The following is a 24,396-nucleotide window of genomic DNA, read 5'->3' as shown; positions in this document are numbered from 1 at the left end:
TGTCTCGGATGGTGGATCTGAATGTTAGCCGCAAAACCGGGACAGACTATTTTTCCAGTTCCGTTTCCTCGTCTTGGGCTTTCAGCTCACCATCAGGTTTCGATATTTTGGGGGGCGGCGGAGTCCAGGCCTTCAGCAATTGCCCCGCTTCCTGATAAAAATGCGGCACTGCTTTTTCCAGCTCTTCAACAAACACCTTCCTTCCGCTGAACTTCCCTGCAAGATCTACTTCGTACACGACCTCCAGCGTCGTGGCGGCGCTTTTGGACGTATCCGATTCCAGTAACTCCGGCGAATCCCGCAAGTCTTTTAGCATTTGATAGGTCGTTTCCCCCTTACCGGGCCTGTTGGCGCGAATGAAGAACCCCGCTGGTTCGGTTTTCTTGAGTTGACGCAGGAGCCAGTTAACTCTGGCTTTGGTGCTTTGCTTGTCTTTTGGTGCGGTAAGGCGCATTGAACAGTAAATCATTCGTCGCTGAAGGTCTGCCGTTACTTCCAGATCTGCCGCAGCATTGATGATGTTGAGCGCACAATGCAGTGCCGGTGTTTTACAGAATGCGTCTGCATCGTCCTTCAGGCGCAAGGACGGATCGAGGCGATGGTCATTCTTCAATTTTAGGGAAACGTCGCTGCCCGTTAGTCGAGACATGATCAAACAAAGGTCCCGCTGCTCTTGATGCCAGGCGGCAATGGTGTTCTGAACTTCATCGCTGGTTTTCGCGAGAGACGCATTGCTCTTCACTTTGTTGACGACATCTTTCCATTCGGCATTCATTTGATCGAAGTGGCTTATGCCGGAGCGGTCGCTTTCAAGGTATCGCAGTATTTCGCTAAGGATGAACACCTGATCCTCATCTTCAACTCCATCGTTCTTGAGCAGAAGTTGGCACTGAGTCCGGATAAATGCCCACGACCAGTGATAGAGCGCCACAGACTTGGTGGCGTTTTTCGGGAGCTTTACCGGGTGGTGAGTTGGCAGTGCTGCAAACTGGTTGGTAATGGTGATCACGGCATCCAGCTTGTGGGTTTTCGCCTGTTGCAGGTAGCGCGATACCTGATCTTCGCCAATGGTATCGTTGTTAACCTTGGCTTCAATCAACGCTCGCCATTCTCGGCGGCCTGTGCGAAGGATCAGGAGGCCATCTGGTCGATCCTTTTGCTTAACGGCATTCTTGTCTTCGTTCTGAAAAACTACTTCTGTCCAGGCTTCTAATGTAGCGCTGGTTCCTACGCGCACATTAAGAGATTTCAGCAATGATTGGCGTAATTCAAGCACGGAGCGAAGCCCTGCGAGAATAACGGAGACGGATTTCTGTTCTCTTGCACTGTCTGCCGTTATCGGAATTAGTCGGGCAGGTTCCCCACCGGTGAGGAAATCAGGTCGGTTTGTCACAGGTAGCTCCATGCTTTCATTGGATTTAGGTTCCTATCAAATCCTAGCAGTAATTTATACTTCCGCCCGCACTTGAGGTAATAGAATGTTAAATACGAGAGGGCACGGACAGTTTTGCCGTAGTTTCTCGTGACTTGGAGCCAATTTGAGCTATTGCCAATTGACGCGCAGCGACGGTACCTACAGAATCCTCAACAATCTTATGGTTGAGGTGAGCGGTTTTAATTCTCAGATTGATCACTTTATCATGTACAAAGCTGGCTTCATCGTCGTTGAAAGTAAGAGTATTCAGGGAGCAGTGCGGGTCAATTCCTTGGGTGAATGGGAACGGTTCGGCGTTGAACACCGGGACAGATTTATTTGTAGGTAATTTGATCCTTAGAAAACCTCATGTGCTTCGCCATAGACATTCCAAAGTAGCCTCGCTACCATTCTTCCTGAATCAATGGCATCCCACCAAAATGACTTAAGGAACGAGTCTATGCCCGATATTTTCTTCGCCCAAAAACCGACTTCAGCCTCTGCCCTGGTCGGCGACGACCCCGCTACCCTTCAAGCTTTCCTGCGCAGCAACGGCCTCACCGAAAGAGAAATGATCCAGCCCGGACGAGCCTATTCTCTTGAGAATGACGACGTCTTTACCCTATCCACATTGCGTAGACTGAACTCCTTGCCAATGCCGGAGCGCATGTGCCTTGCGCGCAGTGCAGAGACCATGGGTGAGGAAGCTCATATTTTGAAAGTGTTTTTCGAGACTCACCTTTCACCTGAAAAGATACAAGAGATTAACGGGCTGGTTGGGGCAGGAGCCACGGCAGCATTTGCTCGACTGAATGGCTTTCAGCAGGCGTTGGTAAAGTATCAGGAAGCCTTGCTCAACCTTACAAGGGCTCATAAATCCGGTGGCACCGGGGTAGGCGCACGACGCATTCAGGCCGAGAACATGGCGCGTAGTGCCTACCAGACCCTGCAAAAGGCTTATCAAACTGAGCTAAATCGAATCTCACCGGAAGCCTTGCGTGGTAAAAATCGCGGCAATGCTCTAAGTAATGCAGATCGCGGAATACTGCTTGCTTCACGCAGTTCGAGCGCGAGACCAGATGCCCGTCTTTTCGTTGCGGACGCTACCGATGCCGGGCGCATGGGGTCCCTCAGCCGAATCCTTAACAATACCGGGCGTTTGGCTATTGTAGCGGATGCGGGTCTTCGGGCTAATAAAATTCACGCGACCTATGAGAACGGAGGCGATTGGTTGCGGGAGTCATCTGTTCAAATGACTGGGTTTGGGTTTGCAGGGGCTGCTGGCGGCCTGACTGGAAAATATACGATACTTGCGGGTACAGCTTTGGCTGCAAAAGCAGGACTTCTTGTTGCAGGCCCAGTTGGTTGGGCAGTGCTTGGAGTCATTGTGACGGTAGGTGTTTTTGCTGGGCTGGGAGCAGGGTCCATTGCTGACAAGCGGGGTCGGAATATTGCAGCCGGCATCTGGGACAGGAGTTGATTTAGATGTTGGATGGTACACCGGAAGGTTGGTACTACTTCGTACTGCTGGTTGTGTTTGCGATTATGGCGGTAGTCTGGATAGGGTTCGCCCGTTTCTCAATGGCCAGAATCGAGCGTCAGATGAAGAAGGACGGAGTAAAACGCCAATCTTCATGGGACGGTGTGGGGCTTCGGGTACTCTGGTACGCCTCTGCCATTGCTTTTCCTGTGGGCATTTTCAATCAAGCAAATGATCCGCTCATAGATGTGCCTACAGTGCGCCGTTACTCAACTCGCTTTGACCGTTATTTGGGGTGGGCATTGATGATTTCCGGTTTGATCTTCCTTGCCATCGTGCTTTTAGGTGGGTTCTTTTTCAATCTTGATTGAGTAGAAAAAGGCCGGCTTTTCGGGATCCACTTCAGTTATCGGCGGCACTGCGTTAGCTGCAAAAGCGGGGTTCGTTGTTGTGAGAAAATCGGGACAGATTTGTTTTCGCGCTTGATAAAGAGATTTGCCCCGGTTGTCTATTCCTTTAGCCGGACAAGCAGCCGGCCATCCTCAACCTGAATATAGTCCACACCCGCTGCAAAGGATTGCCAGAATCCCGGGTTGGCGCCGAACTCGTTAACCAGGTCCACATTCTTGAGGTTACCCAGCCAGGCATTCGGAATGGGTACGCCCATGAGGCTGACGCCCTTTAACTTAACCAAGGGGCGACCGTTGGCAAAGGACAATTCCACGCCGGCATTTACTCGGAGAGTTCTGCCGCCGAGTACAGGGAATCCCTCTTCAAGAGGCACCAGAAGCAAGGCGCTCACCAGATCGTCCGAAAGGTCTACTGCGAGTCTCTGAGCCAGATCGGTGTTATTGGCCAGCATGCCGTTAAGCTCCCGCTCGCTGAAACGTGCCTCCCGGCTGGCGCCTTCTTCACTGTAGGGTACCGGCTGCAACGGGCTGCCAGGTTCACCGCCTTGGGTATCAATGCCCAGAGTATTGAGTTTGTTGTTGAGTGAATCCTGTTCACTGGCATTCAGGGTTACCGGTTCGAAGTTCTCAGGAAACACATAGTGGCTTAACCACCAGTAACCAGCGCCTAAGGTGGCAACGATGGTGAGCAGCACAATGCCAAAGACATGCAAGCCACTGAAGCCCTTCTTTTTGGGTGGCGGTGCTGATGCTGTTTTATCCTCGGTCGTTTTATTCATCGCTGATGACACCTGAACGCTCTCTAAGCCCTTTGACGCGGTCTTTGGAACAATACCCTAGTTTGCTTACACTCGGTCAATAATCCCACACAACGCATCCAACCCCAACTATCCGGAAGAATCTGGCTGCCCATTTTGCAGTGTTTCTTTTTGGGGTTACTGGCTTGTTGTTATGGTTTTTGGCTGGCAAGGCGTGAGCTCTCAATATCGGGGAAAATCTATTGTCAGTGCGGAGAATGTAGGCTACTGCCTAAGTTGCTGTTCCCGCCGATAGCGTTCAAGTACTCGAGATAAGACGGGGGCAACGGCGTCTGCCAGTGCTTTGTGATCTTTATGCAGCACGTGGTAGATAGGGAAACTTTCCAGTACCGCCCAGTTCAGGTTGTATTCCTCAGTCTTGGCTTGGTGCGGGTGCAGTTCTGAAGATACATACAAGGCGTATTTGAATCGGCCAATTGAAAGCATCTCCTGTGATTTGATCAGGCTATGGCTGACAGGCATGAAATTGGCCGGGTAAGTGGCAATGAAACGGCGTACTACGGCCGTTTCGGTGGGGATTAGGATGCGGTTTTTTGGATCTCTGAGCGCATTGTCCGAACACTCTACCTCGCGGACGCATAACAGAATTATTTCCGCCCGGTCCAAAGCGGTTGGCACCGCCATTAAGTTGGGATAGTCCTGCAGGGCCTCGGAGAAACGAGCCACGTCGCCGTCCACGTGGCGGGCGTTCGCTTCTACCAATCCTCGGTGGGTCGACATCTCCTGAAATTCTACGGCCATTTGCAACTCAGAGTAGACTTCTTTGAGAATCGGGATGTAGATGGATTTAATGGCCGGATGCGGGGCATGGGAGAGCGTGAAAGGTTCCGCCAGAGAATTGGTAGAAAGTAAAACCATGGCAATGGTCAGTGCAAAAAGCGTTCGCTTGAGCATTTCCGAAAGTTCCTCGGGCGAGAGGGATTTAGGTGTGAAATAACGATCCATGGCATTGCTCTATTAATCTAAAAATGGCACATCAGTAATTCCACGTCCAATTAGACCGGTTTAAAGATGACTCCGAGATGGGGCTTGCGGGCACCATGCTCCGATAACCTTATTGCCGCAGCTTTCCTTCATGCGCCTGCTGAGACGGATTGTCTATATTCATATAGCCTCACTGTATAGGCCATTTTTGCATCAGTTTCCCAAAAGCCTTGGGGTACAGGGTCTCCGACGGTTTAACCCCCGGTCGCCAACAACTTTATCCACAGGTTTTGTGAGTAACGTACGTGGGAATACCGGTTTACCCATAGGCCAGTGCTGACCAGAATCCCCAGCCCAGACGTATTTGAACGTTTGCTCATTAACGAGTCAGGGTGAAACGGGATTCTCCATGAAAGCTGTACTTGATGTTTATCTGAAGTCTTCTCTGGTGCTGCGCATTGGTATTGCGCTTGTTCTTGGCTTGGTTGTAGGCCTGCTAGGCGGCCCGGTAGTGGCCGAATGGCTTAACCCGTTAGGGGAATTGCTGCTCAGGTTGTTGAAGTTTCTTATCGTGCCGATTGTCCTGTTTACTTTGATGGTGGGGATCAATCAGGCCAATCTTTCCAGTATGGGCCGCGTGGGCCGGAAACTGCTGGGTTTCTATGTGTTGACCTCGGCTCTGGCCATTACGGTGGGGCTGGTTGTCGCTTCCGTATTTGAACCCGGCATCGGTCTGGATCTGTCACCTTCGGCCAGTGTTGAGGTGCCGGAGAATCCGGGCTTTGTGCAGGTGCTTCTGAGCATCGTTCCCGCCAATATCGTCGAGGCATTTGCCAAGCCGAACCTGTTAGGGATTATTTTTACCGCGATTGTGTTTGGCATTGCCCTGCTGAAGCTGCGCGAGTCAGATACTCACGGGGAAGCCGGAGCCAGAGTGTATGAGGTAGTTTCTGGCTTGAACGAAGTCACGATGAAGGTGATGGCCGGGGTTCTGCAGTATGTGCCGATTGGCGTGTTTGCGATTGTGGCCAGTACCGCAGGTGAGCAGGGCATAGCCACGATACTGGCTTTGGGCGATATGGTCATGGTGTTGTATCTGGCCTTGGGGGTGCAACTGCTGGTCTACGGGGTTCTTATGCGCCTCAATGGTGTGAGGCTGAGGGATTTTATTCGTGAGGCTCGGGCTCCGGTCGCCACCGCGTTTGCCACCCAGAGCAGTTCAGGCACTCTGCCCCTAACGCTCAACGCTGCTCGGCGTTTAGGCATTCCCCAGAGCATCTACGGTTTCAGTCTGCCTTTGGGCGCCACCATCAACATGGATGGGGCGGGTATCCGTATTGCTATTTCTGCTGCCTTTGCCGCGAATGTGGTGGGGGTGCCTCTGGACGTCGTCACCATGCTAGAAATTGTTCTGATCGGTACCTTGGCTTCCATAGGCACGGCTGGTGTGCCGGGTGCGGGTATCGTAATGATTGCCACTGTGTTTGCTCAGGTGGGCTTGCCCATTGAAACGGTGGCTCTGTTGGTGTCCATTGATGCCCTTGTAGGTATGGGGGCTACCGCCATGAATGTAACCGGAGATCTGGCGTGTACCTCCGTGATTGCCCGTTCCGAGCAGGACGATGAGGCGGTGATGGAAAGGTCTTCGGTGCCGGAGAAGGTGTTGTCGTAGGGCCATCTCTGTAAGAAAACCGGTGCGGGCCTATTTTTCAAGATTGATTTATGGGCTGGTTTTTGAAACCTGCTCCTCTGAAGGGGGTTGGTGCCACGTTGAGCGGTCCATCCAAGGGTCGCGCAGGCCAATGTGCCCGATCCCGGGCAATTTGACAGCCAAAGCCAGAGGGTCAATGCCAATGTTAAGGCCTAGAATGTTCAGCTCGATACCTTCCCGGATACTCGCCATAAGGCCGAAATAACCTTTGAGGGAGAGTTGATAGCCTGAACCGCTGGGCGCTTTCGCAACAATGCCTTCGGCGAGATAGTCTTTTCCGATGGCAATGTTGGGCAGTGCAACATCTAGTTCGGGCACCTGCCGGATTACCCAGGCTACAAAAGTGTTGCTGTTGGGTCCGGGCCAAGCTTTGTATTTGTTCTGGAAAGGGTAGGCGCCGATCGCTGTCCGGATATTGATGATAGCGGCCTCCGCTTTCTCACCACGGAGGTCGGCGAGCAACATCGGCGGGTTGCCATACCAGGCAGTATCGGGCTCACCGGGGCGGGATCGCACCGCGTTATAACCCCAGCCAGTTACATCGTGAACCTCGTAGGAGGATGCCCCGCGCATTTTGGTCGCAATCCAAGTGTGGATCGCAAAGTTGCCGCGCCAATTATAAGCTCGGGCACCGTAAACTTGCACAATGGCTTCCTCAGCCTGATCGGGCAGTGGCGCAATGCCTGCGCTGGAGCGATCAGTGTCACGCCAGCTCTGGCTAGACTGACTGCTACAGGCCGCAATCAGTGCAGGGCCCGCTAGCAGAGCCAATAAAAATATTGTGGTTCTGGTGAGCCATTGAAGGGATTTCACCATGCCAGAGGGTACCTCGAGCTGCATGCATTGGTTGATGGTCAAGACCGAGTCAGTATACGGCTCATATAGCCTCAAGTATCAATGCGAGGCATTACCAATCGTTGTTGTTCGGAAAACCGGGGCAGGTTTTTTTCCAAGCGCCCACTCTGGAAGGCTTGTAGTAGTCTCTTAATACCCACTTCATCATTGCCACTGCTACTGTTTCCAAGCTCATCAAAACAAGCATAAGGAGATAGTCATGAGTGGGAAGAAGATTCTGATGATTACCGGTGATTTCACCGAAGATTACGAAACCATGGTGCCGTTTCAGGCACTGATGGCCGTCGGCCACACGGTTCATGCTGTTTGCCCGGACAAAAAAGCGGGCGATACCGTTGCCACGGCTATCCATGATTTTGAGGGCGACCAAACCTACACAGAAAAGCCGGGCCATCGATTTGCCCTGAATGCGGATTTTGATGGGTTGGACCCGGCGAACTATGACGCACTGGTGGTGCCTGGTGGCCGCGCACCTGAATACCTGCGTCTTAACGAAGACGTGAAGAATCTGGTTCGCCATTTTTTCGAAACCAACAAACCGGTAGCGGCGATTTGCCATGGTGCTCAATTGTTGGCGGCTGCGGGAGTTCTGGATGGCCGCAAGTGTTCAGCCTATCCGGCTTGCCAGCCGGAAGTGGAATTGGCTGGCGGTACCTTCGCCAGTATTGAGGTTGATCAGGCTGTAACCGATGCTAATCTTGTAACAGCGCCCGCGTGGCCCGCTCATCCGGCCTGGTTGGCGCAGTTCTTCAAATTGCTGGATCAATAAAACAACAGGGGCTGGCCACACCGGCCCCTCAACGCTTCCCGGGAGGCTGTAATGTGTAAGCTCTTTATCAACGCCGACCCGGAGCTTTGGGTAAGCCGGACCCACTCTCTGCGTATTGATGGCATGGTCACCAGTGTGCGCATGGAAAACGCTTTTTGGCATGTACTGGCAGAACTGGCCGAGCGGGACGGCATGAACCTCCCGCAGATGATCACCCGGCTTTACCACGAATCCATTGACGCTGGCCACGATCTGGGCAATTTCACGTCCTTCCTGCGGGTTTGTGCGCTCCGCTATCTTGAGCTGCAATTAGACGGCGATGTTCCAAGGGATACCCGAGTGCCGATCGCTTCACTGAATGCTGACCGGATTCTCGCAAGCAAACCCTGTGAGGCGGTAATGCCGAAGGTGATCACCAAAGCAAGGCACTGAAAGTGTTGGCATGGACCTGCCCCGGCTTTGATCGCTTACTGCTGATCAGGTGCTGTGTCGGCGGATAAAGCCAACCAGCGCTTCGGCGGATCGCCGCGGCGTCTCGAGCATGGGGAGGTGGCCCACACCCCGAAAGACGTGGAGTTCTGCGTGCGGGGTGGCCTGACCGAACCAGTCGACGCAGCGAGTGGGGGTAATCACATCCCTTTCGCCCCACTGAATCTGCAGAGGCGGTGATTCGGGGTTCAGGTAGCGTGCCGGAGCCAGCCCGTCTGCCACTAAGTCCTGAAATATGTGCGTGAGGGCATCGGCCCTACTCAGAAGGTCGGGCCCAAGGAGGCCGGCCATGGCTATTCCAGAGAGGGTTGGCTTGCCGTTGCCGACGCTGTTAAACAACCGGTAAACACCTTTCCAGTCTTGGGGGATGAGAATGCTGTCGCGGTCGGATTTAAAAGGCGCATGAATGTCGACGTCGGTATGCTCCGGGATTCCGGCGCTGTTCATGAGCGTTAGGGATCGCGGGGCCGCACTCATTGTGTGAGCAAGGATAGCGGCAATCCCACCGCCCATGGAGCTGCCGACCAGATGCACATTGTTTGTGTCGAAGCCTGCAAGCCATTCGCCTAATCGCTCGGCCTGAGGCTCATAGCGGTAAGGGGCCTCAGCCAGATAATCACTTTCTCCGAATCCTGGTAGGTCCGGCGCCAGTATGTGCCAGTGTTTGGGCAGTTTTGTTAGAAAAAATCCCCAGTTTTCTTTCATGGCGGCGAAACCATGAATCAGTACAATTGTCGGGTTATTAGGGCCGGGTCGTCCCCGCTCTAAAAACACCATTTTATGGCCGCCTACAAGGGCTTCACGGCGCCGGGCGTTGAGCAAAAAGCGTTGTCCCGTGCGGGCAGCGGGCCAGAGGTTAGGTGCAGGGATGTTCATGGCGATTAGCTGTCACTGGTTTAGAGTCGGCTTGCCAGTTTAGCGGGATTAACCGCCCGCACCTTGGCTTCAATGCCTCTGGGTTATGGCGGATGGGCAACCTCGCTGAATGTGATGACCAAAGCAAGGCATTGGAAGCTGGATCGGAAAAAACTATGCCGGTTTTTCAGTGATATCGTGAGTTTGTGGTTTTATACTCCGAACCTTTTAAGGAGATAAACGATGTCCCGCATATATGAAGACAACTCTCAGTCCATTGGCAACACACCGTTGGTTAAGCTTAACCGTGTTAATGGTGGCGCTACTATTTGGGCCAAAATTGAAGGCCGCAACCCGGCCTACTCGGTGAAGTGCCGAATTGGTACCGCCATGGTACTGGATGCCGAGAAGCGGGGCGCGCTAAAGCCGGGTATGACCATTATTGAGCCCACCAGCGGTAACACCGGCATAGCTTTGGCTTTTGTAGCTGCGGCCAGAGGCTACAAAATTATTCTAACCATGCCAGCTTCAATGAGCTTGGAGCGCCGCAAGGTGTTGAAAGCGCTGGGTGCCGATTTGTTACTCACAGAGCCCGCCAAAGGCATGCCCGGCGCGATCGCAAAAGCAGAAGAATTGGCTGCTGCCGAGCCCGAAAAGTACTTTTTGCCACAGCAGTTCAAGAACCCGGCCAACCCGCAGATTCACGAAGACACCACTGGTCCTGAAATCTGGAATGACACCGATGGCGCTGTGGATATTTTTGTTGCCGGTGTAGGTACGGGTGGCACGCTTACAGGCGTATCACGCTACATCAAGAACACGCAGGGCAAAGCCATCACCACCGTTGCCGTTGAGCCTGCCGATTCACCCATTATCACTCAGGTGCGAAACGGAGAAGCCCTCAAGCCCGCTCCCCACAAAATCCAAGGCCTAGGCGCTGGTTTTGTGCCCGAGAATCTAGACCTGAGCATGGTTGATCAGGTAGAAACGATAACCAATGAAGACGCCATGGCTATGGCCCATAGGTTGATGCAGGAAGAGGGCATTCTGTGTGGCATTTCCTGTGGTGCGGCCGTTGTAGCGGCTGTTCGCGTTAGCCAACAACCGGAACACAAAGGCAAGAACATTGTGGTCATTCTGCCGGATTCAGCTGAGCGTTATCTCTCCAGCGCTTTGTTTGCTGAGCAGTTTGGCGACGCGGAGAACGTGCAGTAAAAACGGCCTGTTCATTATTGGCGCCCCAGCTTCTGTTGGGGCGTCAGGTTGCTCCCGCAGATCAAAGCCCAGTTGTTTCATTATGTTTTCCGATTTCTTAAACAGTAAAACGACCTACGCTACCGAGTTGCGGGACTTTTATGAATGGCATAAGGGCGTTGAGTATTTTGGGTTTTGGGCGATTGAAGTATCGGGCTCTGATTGCCTGAAAAAAATACGGTTCCATCGAGATTATCTTTCCGAACGGTTGCATTCCGGCTACTTGCGCCAGCCTCATATTACTCTGGCTTTGGAAGGGTTGCTGAAAGATTCACCTTCGCTGAAGCCTTCGATTCGGAAAAGTATTCGGCAGTTGGAGGCTTCCAAACTACCTGCTTTCCCTTTACAGCTGGCCAGTTGCAACAGTTTTGCCACCTGCCCTTATTTGGAAGTGATTGACCCAAAAGGTTATTTGAACACTATCCGTAGCTGTTTGAATAGCGATGAACAGGGGCAGAATCCAAAAGCATACACGCCACACGTCACTCTGGGTTTTTACAACGAAGCCTATGACACTTCACGCATAGCTGAAGAATTATCAGGAATACAATCGCAAGATGTCGAGTTTACGGTTGATGAAATAGTATTTGCTCAATACAGAACTCGTGAAATACAAGGGCCTTATCAGGTTTTACATCGCATCAGATTGGCGCGGTAGGTTGCCCCAGAGGCTCATGTTGGTTGATTGTCGCTCCATAAGTGAGAGCTGTACGGCAGCAATTGAGTCTCTATGGATTTGCTCTTATCAAAGAACGTCTCTCATTCCAAACAATTATTTCCTATTTGGAATATCATGACGGTTTGAGGCTGGTGATTAAGCCAACCGATTACTTGGAGAATAAAATGAGCAAGAGCCCCACAAAAGCGACATTAACTACCGCCATGATTGAGGAACAGACAGCTGCTTTTTTAAAGTCAGGCGGCGCTGTTGAGTACGTTGGCAAGGGTAAGAGTGGCCAATTTGCCTCTACTGGCACGAAGCAGATTAGTTTGAAAGCACGCTGATATTAGAAGGGGGGGGGGGAGGCTAGAACTGCTGCCGGTGCTTTAGCAGCAGTTCTGTATACACCCTAAGAACGCTCTATTGATTGGGAGTGCTTAGTTTTGCCGATAGAACGGGCGGTCGTAGTCTAGGCTGGTTGGCCTTTGCAATGGCGAATCTGTTTCGCCATCTCCCGCATAGAGAATATCGTTGTCAACGTAAACAATGTCGTATTCTTTGATGTCGAAAAAGGCGCCATCGAATTGGGTCGTATGTATATTGAATTCGGTAGCGGTGAGACCATCGCTCAGCAAGACATCGTCGCCCAATGCGAAGTTGCCTGATGACGTTGGGTTCGGAGCGAACGGTTGTGGGGTAGTGCAGCCACTATCGATGTAGTTTTCGATATCGGTGGTAAATTCGCCACGGCTAAACGATACGGTCACGATATCATAGTGCGGTTCGCCCTCAACGGGGCCGCATTGCTTCTTCCAGGTGCCGTCGAGCACTGTTATCTGGTCGCTTGGGGTTACTGTACCGCTATCCTCGTTTCCGGTTTCGGGATCGGCATTTTCTTCTGTTTCTTCCACAACGCTGCCGCTGCCCCCGCCTCCGCAGCCAACCATCATTACTGAAACCAGAGTGCAAAATAAAAGCTTCTTCATAGCGGTGTTTCCTAGCGATATCATATGTTTGGGTTGCGGTTATGACATTATTGCATAAGGCGAATGGCGGCGACACACAGTTTCTAGTAGCTTGTATGAATCACCTCTGTCTGAATGAGAAAACACCCCTGCAGCCAAGACTGTCACTGGTTATAATGGCGACCCTTTAATCATCCCAGAGAACCCTATGCCAATCGAAAAGAATCAAGTGGTTTTGTTCCATTACAACGTCTGCGATGAGCAGGGCAACGTTGTTGAAAGTTCCCGCGGCGGCGAACCGAATGCTTACCTGCATGGCCACGGAGGCATTATCCGAGGTTTGGAAGAGGCACTGGAAGGCCGAGAGGCTGGCGATACGTTCAGTGTTACTGTTACTCCAGATAAAGCTTACGGCCCACGCAAGGCTGACGCAGTGCAACGCGTGCCAGTTAAACATTTAATGGGTGCTAAACGCTGGAAGCCGGGCATGATCGCGCAGGTAAAAACCGAGCAGGGGCCGCGCCATGTGAGTGTGGTTAAGGTTGGTTTAAAGTTTGCGGATGTTGATACCAATCACCCGATGGCCGGTAAAACCTTAACCTTTGATGTCGAAATCATCGAAGTACGCGCTGCCGACCCAGAAGAGATCTCGCACGGCCACGCGCATGGACCCGGTGGACACCACTGACGTTTTAGAGTGCTGTTGTGGCGTTGTCAGCGGCTATAGCAGTTTCATGATTGAAGTATCACAGCAAAGGAAATGCGGATGACTCTAGGTTGGGTAGTTGCAGGCAGTATTGGTCAGTTTCTCCTGGCGTATATGCTGTTTCTATTGGCGGTGTTCGGGTTTAGTGCCGTTGGTGCTTCTCACCGCCCTACGCCATTTGATTCTTCGGTATTGGACTCGGCTTTTTATTCATTACCGGCAAGCTGTATTGTGAGTGCTGTTATTGTAATTGGGCTGTATCGCGCGGGTGCGGGCAAGCTTGCGTACCTTTGGTATGTGGCACCGATTTTGTTGTTTTCTGGCTATTTGTTATACATCAAGCTGTTTATCGAACGGGAAGCCTAAGGGTACTGAGCTTTGAAAAACGTCTGTTCTGAAGAAGCTTTATCCGACCTGCTAGAGTCCAGCGCTGCAGTGCTTCTTCTCTTCGGCGGAGCCCACTGCGGCGTCTGTCAGGCCATCAAGCCCCAACTTGAAAAGCTAGCCAGTGAGGAATATCCGAGATTGGTAACAGTCTATATTGATTGCCAGAAAGCCGCCGCCCCACTATGCGCGGCTCGCGGTATATTTTCTCTGCCTGTTGTTCAGCTGTGGTTTGGTGGGCAACGATTCACAGAGTTCGCTAGAGTCTTTTCCATCAGCGACGTGCGCGCTGCGCTGGAGCGGCCTTATCGGCTTTTGGAGTGACAACTTAAGCTGAGGACATTCCCACCCAACCAGTGATTGGGCTCAAACCTCAACCTGAAAAGCTAGCATATCAGCTGCGGGCATTGGTCTCGCGTAGAAAAATCCCTGAGCTAAGTCGCAGCCCCGTTCGCTCACTATGCGATCTTGTTCCAACGTCTCTACACCTTCAACAAGCACTGCCAACCCAAGGCGGTGGCCCACTGTGATGATGGCTTCCATGATGGCCATATCGCAGTCATTCTCCATAGCATGGTGCAGAAATGCTCTGTCAATTTTAAGGCTGCATATTGGAAGCTTGCGGAGGTACACCAGAGACGAATAGCCGGTGCCGAAATCGTCAATGGAAATATGCACACCCGCTTGTTTTAATGTTTCCAGTTGCCTTATTTGTCCATTGTCTCCACCAATAACTTCATTTTCAGTAAGCTCTATACCCAGCTGAGAGGGGCGTAGGTGATATTTCTGTAGGCTGGAGAGAATTTGTTCTGCCAGATGCGGTTTGGTCAACTGTTTGCCCGACAAGTTAATGTCGACCCGAAGGGTTTCGAGTTTGGTGCCTTGCCAGGCCTGTAGCTGCTTACAAGCCTCTTCAATCACCCAGTCTCCGATATCGTTAATCAGCCCTGATTTTTCTGCTACAGGGATAAATTCAGCAGGAGATATGGGGCCAAAATTCTTATCAAAGCATCTTAATAGCGCCTCACAGGAACGCACTTTCCGGGATTTAAGGTCAATTTGCGGCTGATAATAGAGTTGTAGACCATTGGTTGCTAACGCGTTGCGTAGCAGTGTTGTCACCTCTTGATAATGGAATAACTGGTCATTGATGTCCGAGGTGTAAAAACAGATGCTGTTTCTGCCGTTGTCTTTCGCCTGATACATTGCGGCATCTGCGTTCCCCATCAATTCGGTTACGGTGGTGCCATTGTCCGGGAATAGGCTGACACCAAAGCTCGCTGTTACGGGGTAACAAACACCGTTCAGAACAAAACCCTGATCAAGTACGCAAGTTAGCCGCTGAAGAAGCTCGTTTATACCTGCAAAATCATTGAAGTCGGTGAGCAACAAAACAAACTCATCACCACCAAATCTGCTTATAAAATCACAGGTTCGGATTTCTTTTTGCAATCCTTCTGCAACTACTCGCAGTAATTCATCGCCATGGTGATGCCCGAGGGTATCGTTGATCAGTTTGAAGTTATCCAGATCGATAAAAACGACCGCTAGATCACTTTGTGACCCTCGCTCTGCTTTGGCAAGTCTCGCAGATAGCTCGATTTCGAGCATTCGTCGGTTGGGCAAATGGGTTAAATCGTCAAAATTAGCCATCTGGCTGAGCTTTTCGTTCGCCTTCTTCTGTTCCTCCAAACTGATATCAATACAGAACATTTCGCACTCGCCCGTGTTCTGCTTGATCATTACGTGGCTGGAGTAAACAGGAACAAGGTGGCCGTGCTTGTGCTTTAGCTCAATTTCGTCAGCAGGGATGCTGACATTGTTCGTCAACCAGTTTTTGTGCGCTGTGATGAGGCTGTCACGCATAGTGTCTGGAATAATAAGGTCTTCCAGTAATTGACCGTACGCCTCCTCCCGGGTGTATCCGTAAAGACGTCTACTGGCTTCATTCCAATATATAACCTGTCGATCCTTGTTATACCCCTGAACCGCAACCATCGGCAGGCTTTCAATCAGTTCGTGGAATTTCTGTCCGCTGTCACCACTATCACGTGACCCGCCTGTTTGGCGATTATCTGATGAAACCGGCATATTCGTATCGTTGGTTTTTGACATTCCTTATCCCCTGAACACCTCGCCTCAAAATCGTAGAGTAGGAAGTCTATGCTGGGAGTGTACATGTCAGTGTAGAAGGTATTTCCATGATCGCCCAGCAAGCCCGAGTATTAGTTTTACGCCCAAGGGTTCTGGCTGGATCTTCTCGGGTGAGAATCTGGTGCGCGTATTCGCAACCTTTAGTATGATCGCGCTCTACACCGAAACCGATTAAACACTGCACCATGCCTCCTCCTTTCAAGCTGCGCCCATACCAACAAGAAGCCGTAGATGCCACCTTGAGGCACTTTCGAAAAACGGATCAGTCTGCGGTAATCGTGTTGCCGACCGGTGCAGGTAAAAGCTTGGTCATTGCTGAGTTGGCTCGTCTTGCTCGCCGCAAGATTCTGGTGTTGACCCACGTTAAAGAGCTTGTTGAGCAGAATCATGCGAAATACCAGAGCTATGGGTTAACGGCCAGCGTTTTTTCCGCCGGGTTGAAGCGCAAGGAAAACCAGCATCAGGTGACCTTCGCGAGTGTCCAGTCTGTATCGGCCAATCTGGATTGGTTCAGAGACGAATATTCGCTACTCATCATCGATGAGTGCCATCGGGTTAGTGGTGATGAAAACAGTCAGTATCAAAGAATTATTGAGCTCCTGCGGCAACAGAATGATTCCCTTAAAGTACTCGGGCTAACCGCCACACCCTATCGTTTGGCTATGGGCTGGATTTATCGCTATCACTACCGGGGATTTGTTCGCGGCTCTGATGACGAGCAGGAAAAGCCCTTTGTGCATTGCATCTACGAACTGCCATTGAGTTATATGATCAACCGGGGGTATCTCACAAAGCCCGAGTTGGTCGATGCAGCTGTCGCGCAATACGATTTCTCCGCGCTACCTCGGAATCAGTTCGGTGAATACACGGAAAAAGATGTAAACCAACTGTTGAGCAAACATCCGCGTGTAACCCGAGCCATAATTGAGCAAGTAGTGGAGCTTGCGGTTGAGCGCAAGGCGGTGATGATCTTTGCGGCAACGGTGGACCATGCGAAGGAGATCACCGGTTATTTGCCGGAACACCACACCGCCTTAATTACAGGCGCTACTGATCAGAATGAGCGGGATTTGCTGATTCAGCGCTTTAAACAGCGAGAGTTAAGATATTTGGTGAATGTGTCGGTACTTACTACAGGCTTTGATGCGCCCCACGTGGATTTTATTGCCATTCTACGCCCAACCCAGTCAGTGAGCCTGTATCAGCAAATTGTGGGGCGAGGCCTTCGCTTGGATGAAGGTAAGCAGGATTGTCTGGTGATTGATTACGCGGGAAATAACGTGAATCTGCACCACCCTGAGGTGGGGGAGAAGAAACCAAACCCGGATAGCGAGCCGGTGCAGGTATTTTGTCCAGTCTGTGGGTTTGCCAATATCTTTTGGGGCACAACCGATGATGAAGGGCAGGTGGTTGAACACTACGGTCGCCGTTGTCAGGGCATTTTGGAACTTGCTGTAGGCAATGAGCTGACTGAGCGGGACGGGCGCCCCGAACAGTGCGATTACCGCTTTCGTTTCAAAGAGTGCCCCCACTGCAATGCCGAGAATGATATTGCCGCCCGCATGTGTCATCAGTGTAATAAGGCTATTATCGACCCGGATGATCAGCTAAGAGATGCCCTGAAATTGAAGGATGCCATGGTAATCCGCTGTGCAGGACTGACTGTGGGCGCCAATGGCAGGAAACTGAAGGTCACTTATCACAGCGAAGACGGCGAAGAGCTAAACGAGACGTTTGATTTCAGCAAACCGGCCCAGCGCCATGTTTTCAATAGGCTGTTTGGGCGGCGTTTTGCCAACAGCCAGACTCCTCAGGAGTTCGGCCGAGTTGAAGAGGTGCTTGAGGTTCAGGCCTTGTTGTCAGCGCCGGACTTTGTGATTGCTCGGAAGCAGAAGCATTATTGGCAAGTACAGGAGCGGATTTTTGATTATCAGGGCAGCTATCGTAAGGCGCATGAAACGTAAGCGCTGTTGAGTAATAAGTCTGCTCAAAAGCACTCTCCAACAGGTAAAACTAAGTGATTATAGAGTTAAGGAAGGCCATACATTCAATCGTTTTTTTTTCGCTGTTTATGACTGCTGCAAACACAGTTGATGCAGAGATTTATAAATGGGTAGACGGTGACGGAAAAGTTCACTTCAGCGACCGAAAAGACTACAAGGTTGAGCAGCAGATTGTTAACGTGAAGCCCAGCGTGTCGAAATGGTCGCGATTTAATATCGATATTAATGCCGTTGACTTAGAGCTGACCGACGAGGAAAACCAGCAAATTGTTGACGGCACGAACAATGTCTACGAGTTTTTTGATCGTGTAATGTCCTTTGATATGTACCGGACGGTGCCCGTCAATATTCTGATTTTTAAGGGTAGGGCAGAATATCGGAATTACCTGATCCGCAATAATCGAGGTAAGGCGGTTGCGTCTTATGGCTTGTACATACCTTCCGAAAATCAGATCGTCGTCTATATGCAGAAAAACAGAAGGCTCACCTTTAAAACGATTAAGCATGAGGTGAGTCACGCAATCATCGATACCATAGTTCCTTATGCGCCAGCTTGGTTAAACGAAGGCCTTGCCGAGCAGATGGAAATGCTGGAACGCGACGGGTCGGGCCTGTATTTCAAGCGACACCGAGAAAATCAATGGGTTGTCGCTCAAGCCCGTGAGTTGGGCCGATTGCAGGGAATCGATCAGTTTTTGAAGCTATCCAGCGATAAGTGGCTGCATTCAGACGCGTCTGGGAAAGGGAGCTTAAGAGCTCAGGCTGGTCAGTTCATTTACTTCCTGCTCTCCAAATCGACCAGCCGCAACTTCTTGGTGCGGCTAATGCACCATTTTAATAGGGGGGATCGCACACTGTCGTATTATCTTGTTGATGATAATTACATCGGTGGTGTCTCCATGTTGAGTTTGGACTGGGGGCGCTGGCTGCATGGCCAAGGTAGAGAGAGTATCAGGCTGTAGTCTGGCTGTTACTTTATTGGCTCTGAACGTGCATGGGCTTGCCTCGGTGGCGTAGAGTGAAAGCATCTTTTAAACCCTAAGGACGATCCTGGTTTATGTTAAGCACATTTAGCTTGGTAACCCCAACTGAGATCCTGTTCGGGCGGGGAGTGATAGCTCAACTGAACGAGCGGGTAGCAAATCTGGGTAGGCGCGTACTGATTGTGCACGGTAAAAATCCAGACCGGCTTTCCGGGGTGTTCGAGTCACTCAAGGGTGTTGATATTGCCCAGACCTTGTCCGTTGAGAAGGAGCCAGATCTCAAAGCGCTGATGGCGGCTATTGATCAGGGTAAATCCTTGGGTATTGATCTAGTGATTGGTATTGGCGGTGGCTCTGTAATGGACTCAGCCAAAGTGCTCGCAGCCATGCTGCCAAGCCAGACGGATTTGATGAGTCATTTGGAGGTTGTCGGTAGCGGGTTACCATTATCGGCGAGGCGCTTGCCGCTAGTTCTTGTGCCAACCACCGCGGGCACAGGGGCGGAAGTGACTCGAAATGCGGTTATCGATGTGGTGGAAGTACAGCGCAAGGTCAGCCTCAGAGATAACCAATTACTTCCTGATTTAGCCGTGGTAGATCCGGCACTCACTGATAACTGCCCCCGAGAGGTCAGCTTACATTCCGGGCTGGATGCCGTTACTCAGGTTATAGAGCCTTATCTCTCGTCGCGCTCAAACCTATTCACGGACATGCTGTGTAAAGAGGCTATTCCCAAAGGCCTTCATGCGTTAAAACAATTGATGGCGGAAGAATCCACAGAGGCACGTGACGCTCTAGCTCAGGTGAGTCTATTTGGTGGTCTCGCGCTTGCGAACTCGGGACTGGGGGTTGTGCATGGCATTGCCGGGCCGCTGGGCGGATTGTGTGGTGCGCCCCACGGTGCAATATGCGGTGCTTTGTTGCCGGCGGGCATAGCAGCAAACCGTGATCACGTGGTCGATGCGAATCAAAAGGCCCGTGTTGATCAGGTGATTGGCTGGATTGCTGAGGTGTTTGAAACATGCTCTGATCAGGCTCTGCCGCAGTTCCGTGAATGGATTGCACAAAATGGCCTACCCGGGCTTGCTTCGATTGGGGTGACGGACGATCACATTGTTTTAGCTTCGCAGGCAGCTGCGAGCTCTTCTTCCATGAAGGCGAACCCGGTTGTATTGTCGACAGAAACCATAGAAAACATTATGCGCCAATCGTTTTGATTAAACGTCGCCGCTCCAGAGGCCTGAAATGACTAAGCCAACCGAGGCCCGGCAGCGGGCGATACTTAAGCGGCTGGATAAGTTCAGCCGATTTACCGACAACAGCATTAGTATCCCCTTTACGCCATTTAAAATTGGTGCAGAGGCCGTTATAGGCCTGCTACCGGTTGTAGGCGACGCTGTAGGGCTGGTATTGGCGAGTTATGTGTTGATTGAAGCTCAACGTGCGGGGGCCAGCAAGAAGGTGAAGCTGCGCATGTTGCGCAACATGGGCGTCGATTTTCTCGGTGGCCTGATTCCCGTAGTGGGGGACGCTTTTGATGCCGTTTTTAAGGCCAATATTCGCAATACGAGGTTACTGAGAAACTACTTGGAAGAACAGCTCGCCGATGAACCACCTACGCCACCCTTTCCGTGGAAGGTCTTAATCGGGCTATCCATCTTTTTTGGAGTTGTTACTGCTGGTTTGATGTTTGTTTTTGAAAGTTGATACCTTTAAGGAGCCGTTCACGACTCCCCTCAGAGTGCCTTCAAGTGGCTCAAGGTTGCTACTCAGCTAGCCGGCGCCCAAAGACCTTGAAGCTGACCTAGCAGTGCGGATCCCACTCCTTGATCGCCCAAAAAGCCCATCACAATCGGCACAAATTGTTGGATCATGGCGCTATCCATTCCCAAAGCTGAAAATGCGGACTGGACACCATCCATAGATGAGATGTTGGATAACAGGCTTGATCCCATGCTGTTATCGGCACCCAGCAAGCCAGAAAGGCCCGGGGCTTTGGATTTTACTGTGTTCATCGTATCTGCGCCCAGCTGGCTCTTAGCCAATTGCAACAGTGCGCCGGTACCGCCCGCTGCTTGTGTTTCGGTTACGCCGAGGTCGTTCTCAAGCTGCCCTAAAAGCTGCTGGGCTTCGCCACTGACCTCTGTTGCAGAAGAGAGCGCTTGGGTACCACTGGCGATGGCTTCGTCAAGATTAAAAGCACCAGCGGTAGGGGCTAGAAGGTAAATGCTTGAGACAAAAAGGAACTTCTTGAGAATCTCGTTCATTGTCATGTCCTGAGGTGTGGGGCTAAATATCTTTCTATATATTGGGGGCGTGAGGCAAAATTAAAGTGTCGCACTCTTAGATAGATTAATTTTCTGACTCCGAGGCAAGCAGATCATTAATCCCCCGGGCAAAGGCCACTGGCGAATCTTCTTGCAAGAAGTGGCCGCCTTTCAGAGTTGCGTGCGGCTGGCCCTTGGCGCCCGGAATTCGTTTTTGCATATAGGCGGCACCGCCACGAGTGATTGGATCGCCATTACTGAATAGCGTGAGAAACGGTTTGTTCCAGCGTTCCAGAACCGCCCATGCCTCGCGGTTGGCCTCACTCGCTGGGTCATCTGGGCGTACAGGCACTAAACGTGGAAACGCACGGGCGCCAGCTTTGTGTTTTTTGCTGGGAAAGGGGGCGTCGTAAGCTCTCAGTTCGTCAGGGCCCAGTTTGCGGAATGATCCAGCGTTGATAATTCGGGCAATGGGGAACCAGGGGCTGTGTAACGCAAAGTTTTTCCAGATATTGAAAGCGGGTGGCGTTTTTTGGTCTCCGGTGGGTAGCATCCCGTTACCGACCACAATGGCACGAAAGCGCTCTGGGTTTTCGGCAGCGAGCCGCAAGCCCAGTAGTGAGCCCCAGTCCTGACATACAAGTGTCATGTTGTTCAGTTCGAGCTTGTCGATGAACTGCTGCATCCACTCCATATGTTGTTGATAGCTGTAATCTTCCGCAGCGGTGGGTTTGTCAGACTTGCCAAAGCCGATAAGGTCCGGCGCAATCACTCGATGGCCAGCCGCCGCGCATATGGGGATCATATGGCGATAGAGGTAAGACCAAGAGGGCTCACCGTGTAGCATGAGTATCGGGCTGGCATCGGCTGGCCCTTCATCCACATAGTGCATCCGTAAGTTATCGACATCTTCATAATGCGGTTCAAAGGGATAGTCGAGTAGACGCTCGAAACGTGCGTCGGGGGTTCTGACGAAATCCATAATCGTTGCCTTGTTGTTCAGTATTGTGTGTGGCCGATTTTCCTATAGATCTACCCTTGTGCATCATGCAAACTTACCGGTCTTAATCCATAGAGTAGGAGACAGATAATGTCTGAACTAACACTCAAAGAGCAACTGACCAGCGCGGTAAAAGACGCGATGCGCAGTAAGGATAAACTCCGTCTTGTCACTTTGCGCATGGCTCAGGCTGCCATTAAGCAGATCGAGATTGACGAGCGCCGCGAGCTGAGTGATGAGGATGTCCTGAAAGTATTGGATAAAATGCTCAAGCAGCGTCGCGATGCTGCCACTCAATACGATGATGCCGGTCGTGAAGAGTTGGGCGACAAAGAGCGAGCAGAAATGGTGATCATTGAAGAATTCATGCCAGCCGCTCTTACAGAGGACGATCTGGATAGCCTGATTCGTATGGCACTTAGCTCAACCGATGCCAAGGGAATGCAGGACATGGGCAATGTGATGAACGAGCTGCGCCCTCAAGTGCTAGGCCGTGTTGATATGGGGCATCTAAGCAAGAAGGTGCGTGCTGCGTTGGCAGGTTGATGTAGCTTTATGCAGAAAAGTCAAAGGGAGGCGCTTGCCTCCCTTTGTTCATCTTAAATAGATAGTAAGCTCTCAGGCGAAATCGTAGTCTCCGCCCTTCTCAAGCGCTTTTTGGTATGTAGGTCTGGCGTGTACCCGTTTTACCCATTCTGTGATGTTAGGCCGATTCTTGCCTACGATACCGCGAGCCACTGAGGCTTCTAGCGGAAAGCTCATCTGTATATCCGCAGCGCTGAGTTTGTCTCCAAGAAACCAGGTGTTTTTTGCCAAATGCGACTCAACAAAATCTAAGTGTGTTTTGATCATGGGGCCGATAAACACTTCATTGGTTTTATCGGCAATGCCTTTCGCTACGGGCTTGATAAAAAACGGCATCGGGCTGGTTTTCACCTTTTCAAACACTAACCGCATTACCAACGGAGGCATCAACGAACCTTCGGCGTAGTGTAGCCAGTAGGTGTAATCCAGCCACGCCTGCCCCCCAGCCTCTGGCAACATAGTATCTTTACCGTAGGTGTGGGCAAGGTATTCGATAATAGCGCCAGACTCTGCCACTACCAGATCGCCGTCCGTGATCACGGGTGATTTGCCCAGTGGGTGTATTTTTTTAAGACTTGCGGGTGCAAGCATGGTTTTGGCGTCACGCTCGTAATGCTGAATCTCGTAGGGCACTCCCAGCTCTTCCAGCATCCAGAGGACACGTTGAGAGCGAGAATTGTTGAGGTGATGAACTGTAATCATGCAGAAGCTCCGTTCGCATCAAAAAACGAGTAGGGATTATAGAGTAGTCTGCAAATCGCTTTTTGGTTCACTGCGATTGTGATTTAAGTCGTCAGCTCCGATGCCGGCGGTCGAAAACATGACTTTTCAAGTCTTCGATAATCTCTGGCACCTTGAGGGGCAGAAGTTTTTTGGCGGCTTTGAAAAGATACATAATAACGTTTGCCCGTTTGTACCAGAGCACACGTTGAATCTTCTTCATCATTGGGTGATAGCCTTCCATGTATAGCTCCTGCACAGACTTGGCGTTGTTGGTGAGGCTATACCGGCTCAAATCCAGCGGTACTACAATATCTGCGCTTTTTAGCTGCTTCCGGGTATTAAAATCGATAGCGATGTTGATGGCATTGCTGATGACATCAAAGGTATCTTCGGGTTTTTGGTATCGGCTTACATGGCTCAGGTCAACGGCCACAGTGATGCCGGCGCCCATTTCGGCCAGCGGGGAGATGGGGACATTTTCAACCAGACCGCCATCTACCAGAGTCCGGCCACCCACCTCCACCGGTACGAACAAGCCGGGTACGGCCATGGATGCACAGACGGCGTCTGCAAGATTCCCTTCCCTAAATATCAATTGCTCGCCGGTTTCGATATCTGTGGCGCAAATAGCCAGAGAAATGCAGGCATCTTCGATTCGACAATCCCCCAGATCCCTGTGAATCATGTCTCGAATGGCTTGAGTGCTGAACAGGCCGCCACGCTCAAAGGTAAAGTTGAGAATCTTGGATAGATTTAGAGCGGAGCCAATGGAAAGGATAGACTCCACCGGGCGGCCGAAAGCGTAATAACTGGCGACCAATGCCCCTACGCTGGTGCCCGAAATGCAGTGAATTCGTATCTGCTCTTCCTCAAACGCCTTCAAAACACCGATGTGAGCAATACCTTTGGCTGCACCGCCCCCAAGGGCAAGACCAATACGGGTATTAAAGGGGTTGAGTTTCATGCATAACGGCCTGTTAGGACTT

General features: G+C 51.3%; 28 protein-coding genes. 17 read left to right on the top strand and 11 right to left on the bottom strand.

All coding sequences use genetic code 11. The annotated features are described in order from the left end of the window. Window positions 1-46: 46 nt before the first annotated feature. A complete protein-coding gene (locus tag KO508_RS05985; protein WP_354668013.1) occupies window positions 47-1,393 on the bottom strand; it encodes a hypothetical protein in 1,347 nt (448 codons plus the stop codon). A gap of 145 nt (window positions 1,394-1,538) precedes the next feature. Between KO508_RS05985 and KO508_RS05980 the strand changes: the two genes are divergently transcribed. The 3 genes from KO508_RS05980 (at window position 1,539) to KO508_RS05970 (ending at window position 3,265) form a co-directional block, all read left to right on the top strand. Continuing rightward, the gene (locus KO508_RS05980; RefSeq protein ID WP_354668012.1) at window positions 1,539-1,763 is read left to right on the top strand and encodes a nuclease-related domain-containing protein; all 225 of its coding nucleotides are present in this window, start codon (window positions 1,539-1,541) and stop codon (window positions 1,761-1,763) included. Between the two features lie 111 nt (window positions 1,764-1,874). Continuing rightward, window positions 1,875-2,894 (top strand): hypothetical protein, encoded by a 1,020-nt coding sequence (locus tag KO508_RS05975; RefSeq protein WP_216007445.1) that lies wholly within the window; start codon window positions 1,875-1,877, stop codon window positions 2,892-2,894. Between the two features lie 5 nt (window positions 2,895-2,899). After that, entirely contained in the window at window positions 2,900-3,265 is a 366-nt protein-coding gene (locus KO508_RS05970; protein WP_200367293.1) for a hypothetical protein, read from the top strand. Window positions 3,266-3,402: 137 nt separating this feature from the next. Here the strand turns inward: KO508_RS05970 and KO508_RS05965 are convergent, their stop codons facing one another. Both KO508_RS05965 and KO508_RS05960 read right to left on the bottom strand, forming a co-directional pair. Beyond that, entirely contained in the window at window positions 3,403-4,083 is a 681-nt protein-coding gene (locus KO508_RS05965; RefSeq protein ID WP_216007444.1) for an arginine N-succinyltransferase, read from the bottom strand. Window positions 4,084-4,326: 243 nt separating this feature from the next. Beyond that, the gene (locus KO508_RS05960; protein ID WP_216007443.1) at window positions 4,327-5,067 is read right to left on the bottom strand and encodes a hypothetical protein; all 741 of its coding nucleotides are present in this window, start codon (window positions 5,065-5,067) and stop codon (window positions 4,327-4,329) included. A gap of 388 nt (window positions 5,068-5,455) precedes the next feature. On the opposite strand from KO508_RS05960, the gene KO508_RS05955 reads away from it, so the two are divergent. Next, complete coding sequence (locus KO508_RS05955; RefSeq protein WP_216007442.1) at window positions 5,456-6,718, top strand: dicarboxylate/amino acid:cation symporter; 1,263 nt, start codon at window positions 5,456-5,458, stop codon at window positions 6,716-6,718. A 48-nt stretch (window positions 6,719-6,766) separates the two neighbouring features. Here KO508_RS05955 and KO508_RS05950 read toward each other — a convergent pair whose 3' ends face one another. Continuing rightward, a complete protein-coding gene (locus tag KO508_RS05950; protein WP_216007441.1) occupies window positions 6,767-7,573 on the bottom strand; it encodes a DUF3750 domain-containing protein in 807 nt (268 codons plus the stop codon). A 238-nt stretch (window positions 7,574-7,811) separates the two neighbouring features. Between KO508_RS05950 and KO508_RS05945 the strand changes: the two genes are divergently transcribed. Together KO508_RS05945 and KO508_RS05940 are read left to right on the top strand one after the other, a co-directional pair. Continuing rightward, window positions 7,812-8,381 carry a DJ-1/PfpI family protein gene (locus KO508_RS05945; RefSeq protein ID WP_200367303.1) on the top strand — a complete coding sequence of 190 codons (570 nt, stop codon included), beginning with the start codon at window positions 7,812-7,814 and terminating at the stop codon, window positions 8,379-8,381. Between the two features lie 51 nt (window positions 8,382-8,432). Then, complete coding sequence (locus tag KO508_RS05940) at window positions 8,433-8,813, top strand: ribbon-helix-helix domain-containing protein (RefSeq protein WP_216007440.1); 381 nt, start codon at window positions 8,433-8,435, stop codon at window positions 8,811-8,813. Between the two features lie 45 nt (window positions 8,814-8,858). On the opposite strand, the gene KO508_RS05935 is transcribed toward KO508_RS05940, so the two are convergent. Then, a complete protein-coding gene (locus KO508_RS05935; protein ID WP_216007439.1) occupies window positions 8,859-9,746 on the bottom strand; it encodes an alpha/beta fold hydrolase in 888 nt (295 codons plus the stop codon). 222 nt (window positions 9,747-9,968) lie between these two features. Between KO508_RS05935 and cysK the strand changes: the two genes are divergently transcribed. From cysK to KO508_RS05920, 3 genes are all read left to right on the top strand, one after another. Continuing rightward, on the top strand, window positions 9,969-10,940 hold the full coding sequence (cysK, locus tag KO508_RS05930) for a cysteine synthase A (protein ID WP_216007438.1): 972 nt from the start codon (window positions 9,969-9,971) through the stop codon (window positions 10,938-10,940). A gap of 82 nt (window positions 10,941-11,022) precedes the next feature. Further along, window positions 11,023-11,637 (top strand): 2'-5' RNA ligase family protein, encoded by a 615-nt coding sequence (locus KO508_RS05925; protein WP_216007437.1) that lies wholly within the window; start codon window positions 11,023-11,025, stop codon window positions 11,635-11,637. Window positions 11,638-11,822: 185 nt separating this feature from the next. Further along, window positions 11,823-11,984 carry a hypothetical protein gene (locus tag KO508_RS05920; RefSeq protein ID WP_216007436.1) on the top strand — a complete coding sequence of 54 codons (162 nt, stop codon included), beginning with the start codon at window positions 11,823-11,825 and terminating at the stop codon, window positions 11,982-11,984. A 93-nt stretch (window positions 11,985-12,077) separates the two neighbouring features. Here the strand turns inward: KO508_RS05920 and KO508_RS05915 are convergent, their stop codons facing one another. Beyond that, the gene (locus KO508_RS05915; protein ID WP_216007435.1) at window positions 12,078-12,626 is read right to left on the bottom strand and encodes a hypothetical protein; all 549 of its coding nucleotides are present in this window, start codon (window positions 12,624-12,626) and stop codon (window positions 12,078-12,080) included. 187 nt (window positions 12,627-12,813) lie between these two features. Between KO508_RS05915 and KO508_RS05910 the strand changes: the two genes are divergently transcribed. From KO508_RS05910 to KO508_RS05900, 3 genes are all read left to right on the top strand, one after another. Continuing rightward, a complete protein-coding gene (locus KO508_RS05910) occupies window positions 12,814-13,293 on the top strand; it encodes an FKBP-type peptidyl-prolyl cis-trans isomerase (protein ID WP_216007434.1) in 480 nt (159 codons plus the stop codon). A 78-nt stretch (window positions 13,294-13,371) separates the two neighbouring features. Continuing rightward, window positions 13,372-13,677, top strand: coding sequence for a hypothetical protein (locus KO508_RS05905; protein ID WP_216007433.1), 306 nt, complete (start codon window positions 13,372-13,374; stop codon window positions 13,675-13,677). Between the two features lie 12 nt (window positions 13,678-13,689). Further along, on the top strand, window positions 13,690-14,019 hold the full coding sequence (locus tag KO508_RS05900) for a thioredoxin family protein (RefSeq protein ID WP_216007432.1): 330 nt from the start codon (window positions 13,690-13,692) through the stop codon (window positions 14,017-14,019). Between the two features lie 42 nt (window positions 14,020-14,061). Here the strand turns inward: KO508_RS05900 and KO508_RS05895 are convergent, their stop codons facing one another. Beyond that, window positions 14,062-15,810 carry a sensor domain-containing protein gene (locus tag KO508_RS05895; protein WP_252737944.1) on the bottom strand — a complete coding sequence of 583 codons (1,749 nt, stop codon included), beginning with the start codon at window positions 15,808-15,810 and terminating at the stop codon, window positions 14,062-14,064. Window positions 15,811-16,034: 224 nt separating this feature from the next. On the opposite strand from KO508_RS05895, the gene KO508_RS05890 reads away from it, so the two are divergent. The 4 genes from KO508_RS05890 to KO508_RS05875 all read left to right on the top strand — a co-directional run bounded on the left by KO508_RS05890 (window position 16,035) and on the right by KO508_RS05875 (window position 20,542). Further along, a complete protein-coding gene (locus tag KO508_RS05890) occupies window positions 16,035-17,813 on the top strand; it encodes a DEAD/DEAH box helicase (protein WP_216007431.1) in 1,779 nt (592 codons plus the stop codon). A 107-nt stretch (window positions 17,814-17,920) separates the two neighbouring features. Further along, on the top strand, window positions 17,921-18,814 hold the full coding sequence (locus KO508_RS05885) for a DUF4124 domain-containing protein (protein ID WP_252737943.1): 894 nt from the start codon (window positions 17,921-17,923) through the stop codon (window positions 18,812-18,814). Between the two features lie 95 nt (window positions 18,815-18,909). Beyond that, window positions 18,910-20,052, top strand: coding sequence for an iron-containing alcohol dehydrogenase (locus KO508_RS05880; protein WP_216007430.1), 1,143 nt, complete (start codon window positions 18,910-18,912; stop codon window positions 20,050-20,052). A 28-nt stretch (window positions 20,053-20,080) separates the two neighbouring features. Next, on the top strand, window positions 20,081-20,542 hold the full coding sequence (locus tag KO508_RS05875) for a DUF4112 domain-containing protein (protein WP_216007429.1): 462 nt from the start codon (window positions 20,081-20,083) through the stop codon (window positions 20,540-20,542). 62 nt (window positions 20,543-20,604) lie between these two features. On the opposite strand, the gene KO508_RS05870 is transcribed toward KO508_RS05875, so the two are convergent. Further along, window positions 20,605-21,102: a DUF2780 domain-containing protein gene (locus tag KO508_RS05870; RefSeq protein WP_216007428.1), complete on the bottom strand. Its 498-nt coding sequence runs from the start codon at window positions 21,100-21,102 to the stop codon at window positions 20,605-20,607. Window positions 21,103-21,187: 85 nt separating this feature from the next. Next, entirely contained in the window at window positions 21,188-22,084 is an 897-nt protein-coding gene (locus tag KO508_RS05865) for a haloalkane dehalogenase (RefSeq protein WP_216007427.1), read from the bottom strand. Between the two features lie 108 nt (window positions 22,085-22,192). Between KO508_RS05865 and KO508_RS05860 the strand changes: the two genes are divergently transcribed. Then, on the top strand, window positions 22,193-22,648 hold the full coding sequence (locus KO508_RS05860; protein WP_216007426.1) for a GatB/YqeY domain-containing protein: 456 nt from the start codon (window positions 22,193-22,195) through the stop codon (window positions 22,646-22,648). A gap of 72 nt (window positions 22,649-22,720) precedes the next feature. On the opposite strand, the gene KO508_RS05855 is transcribed toward KO508_RS05860, so the two are convergent. Both KO508_RS05855 and KO508_RS05850 read right to left on the bottom strand, forming a co-directional pair. After that, on the bottom strand, window positions 22,721-23,389 hold the full coding sequence (locus KO508_RS05855; RefSeq protein WP_216007425.1) for a glutathione S-transferase: 669 nt from the start codon (window positions 23,387-23,389) through the stop codon (window positions 22,721-22,723). A gap of 91 nt (window positions 23,390-23,480) precedes the next feature. Further along, window positions 23,481-24,374, bottom strand: a complete 894-nt coding sequence (locus tag KO508_RS05850) for a patatin-like phospholipase family protein (RefSeq protein WP_216007424.1) — start codon at window positions 24,372-24,374, stop codon at window positions 23,481-23,483. Window positions 24,375-24,396 lie beyond the last annotated feature (22 nt).

Origin of the sequence: Marinobacter salexigens (genome assembly GCF_018860765.1) — a bacterium.
Lineage (GTDB): Bacteria > Pseudomonadota > Gammaproteobacteria > Pseudomonadales > Oleiphilaceae > Marinobacter > Marinobacter salexigens_A.
The sequence above is the reverse complement of the archived record's forward strand: the minus strand, read 5'-3'. Positions and strand labels throughout refer to the sequence as shown.

What these genes read in the sequence shown, in the direction of transcription:
- KO508_RS05945 (WP_200367303.1), top strand. Translation starts at nt 7,812, where the DNA reads ATGAGTGGGAAGAAGATTCTGATGATTACCGGTGATTTCACCGAAGAT.
- KO508_RS05960 (WP_216007443.1), bottom strand. Translation starts at nt 5,067, where the DNA reads ATGGATCGTTATTTCACACCTAAATCCCTCTCGCCCGAGGAACTTTCG.
- KO508_RS05855 (WP_216007425.1), bottom strand. Translation starts at nt 23,389, where the DNA reads ATGATTACAGTTCATCACCTCAACAATTCTCGCTCTCAACGTGTCCTC.
- cysK (WP_216007438.1), top strand. Translation starts at nt 9,969, where the DNA reads ATGTCCCGCATATATGAAGACAACTCTCAGTCCATTGGCAACACACCG.
- KO508_RS05915 (WP_216007435.1), bottom strand. Translation starts at nt 12,626, where the DNA reads ATGAAGAAGCTTTTATTTTGCACTCTGGTTTCAGTAATGATGGTTGGC.
- KO508_RS05935 (WP_216007439.1), bottom strand. Translation starts at nt 9,746, where the DNA reads ATGAACATCCCTGCACCTAACCTCTGGCCCGCTGCCCGCACGGGACAA.
- KO508_RS05905 (WP_216007433.1), top strand. Translation starts at nt 13,372, where the DNA reads ATGACTCTAGGTTGGGTAGTTGCAGGCAGTATTGGTCAGTTTCTCCTG.
- KO508_RS05870 (WP_216007428.1), bottom strand. Translation starts at nt 21,102, where the DNA reads ATGAACGAGATTCTCAAGAAGTTCCTTTTTGTCTCAAGCATTTACCTT.
- KO508_RS05865 (WP_216007427.1), bottom strand. Translation starts at nt 22,084, where the DNA reads ATGGATTTCGTCAGAACCCCCGACGCACGTTTCGAGCGTCTACTCGAC.
- KO508_RS05975 (WP_216007445.1), top strand. Translation starts at nt 1,875, where the DNA reads ATGCCCGATATTTTCTTCGCCCAAAAACCGACTTCAGCCTCTGCCCTG.
- KO508_RS05890 (WP_216007431.1), top strand. Translation starts at nt 16,035, where the DNA reads ATGCCTCCTCCTTTCAAGCTGCGCCCATACCAACAAGAAGCCGTAGAT.
- KO508_RS05965 (WP_216007444.1), bottom strand. Translation starts at nt 4,083, where the DNA reads ATGAATAAAACGACCGAGGATAAAACAGCATCAGCACCGCCACCCAAA.
- KO508_RS05920 (WP_216007436.1), top strand. Translation starts at nt 11,823, where the DNA reads ATGAGCAAGAGCCCCACAAAAGCGACATTAACTACCGCCATGATTGAG.
- KO508_RS05880 (WP_216007430.1), top strand. Translation starts at nt 18,910, where the DNA reads ATGTTAAGCACATTTAGCTTGGTAACCCCAACTGAGATCCTGTTCGGG.
- KO508_RS05950 (WP_216007441.1), bottom strand. Translation starts at nt 7,573, where the DNA reads ATGGTGAAATCCCTTCAATGGCTCACCAGAACCACAATATTTTTATTG.
- KO508_RS05910 (WP_216007434.1), top strand. Translation starts at nt 12,814, where the DNA reads ATGCCAATCGAAAAGAATCAAGTGGTTTTGTTCCATTACAACGTCTGC.
- KO508_RS05940 (WP_216007440.1), top strand. Translation starts at nt 8,433, where the DNA reads ATGTGTAAGCTCTTTATCAACGCCGACCCGGAGCTTTGGGTAAGCCGG.
- KO508_RS05850 (WP_216007424.1), bottom strand. Translation starts at nt 24,374, where the DNA reads ATGAAACTCAACCCCTTTAATACCCGTATTGGTCTTGCCCTTGGGGGC.
- KO508_RS05875 (WP_216007429.1), top strand. Translation starts at nt 20,081, where the DNA reads ATGACTAAGCCAACCGAGGCCCGGCAGCGGGCGATACTTAAGCGGCTG.
- KO508_RS05925 (WP_216007437.1), top strand. Translation starts at nt 11,023, where the DNA reads ATGTTTTCCGATTTCTTAAACAGTAAAACGACCTACGCTACCGAGTTG.
- KO508_RS05860 (WP_216007426.1), top strand. Translation starts at nt 22,193, where the DNA reads ATGTCTGAACTAACACTCAAAGAGCAACTGACCAGCGCGGTAAAAGAC.
- KO508_RS05895 (WP_252737944.1), bottom strand. Translation starts at nt 15,810, where the DNA reads ATGTCAAAAACCAACGATACGAATATGCCGGTTTCATCAGATAATCGC.
- KO508_RS05955 (WP_216007442.1), top strand. Translation starts at nt 5,456, where the DNA reads ATGAAAGCTGTACTTGATGTTTATCTGAAGTCTTCTCTGGTGCTGCGC.
- KO508_RS05970 (WP_200367293.1), top strand. Translation starts at nt 2,900, where the DNA reads ATGTTGGATGGTACACCGGAAGGTTGGTACTACTTCGTACTGCTGGTT.
- KO508_RS05885 (WP_252737943.1), top strand. Translation starts at nt 17,921, where the DNA reads ATGACTGCTGCAAACACAGTTGATGCAGAGATTTATAAATGGGTAGAC.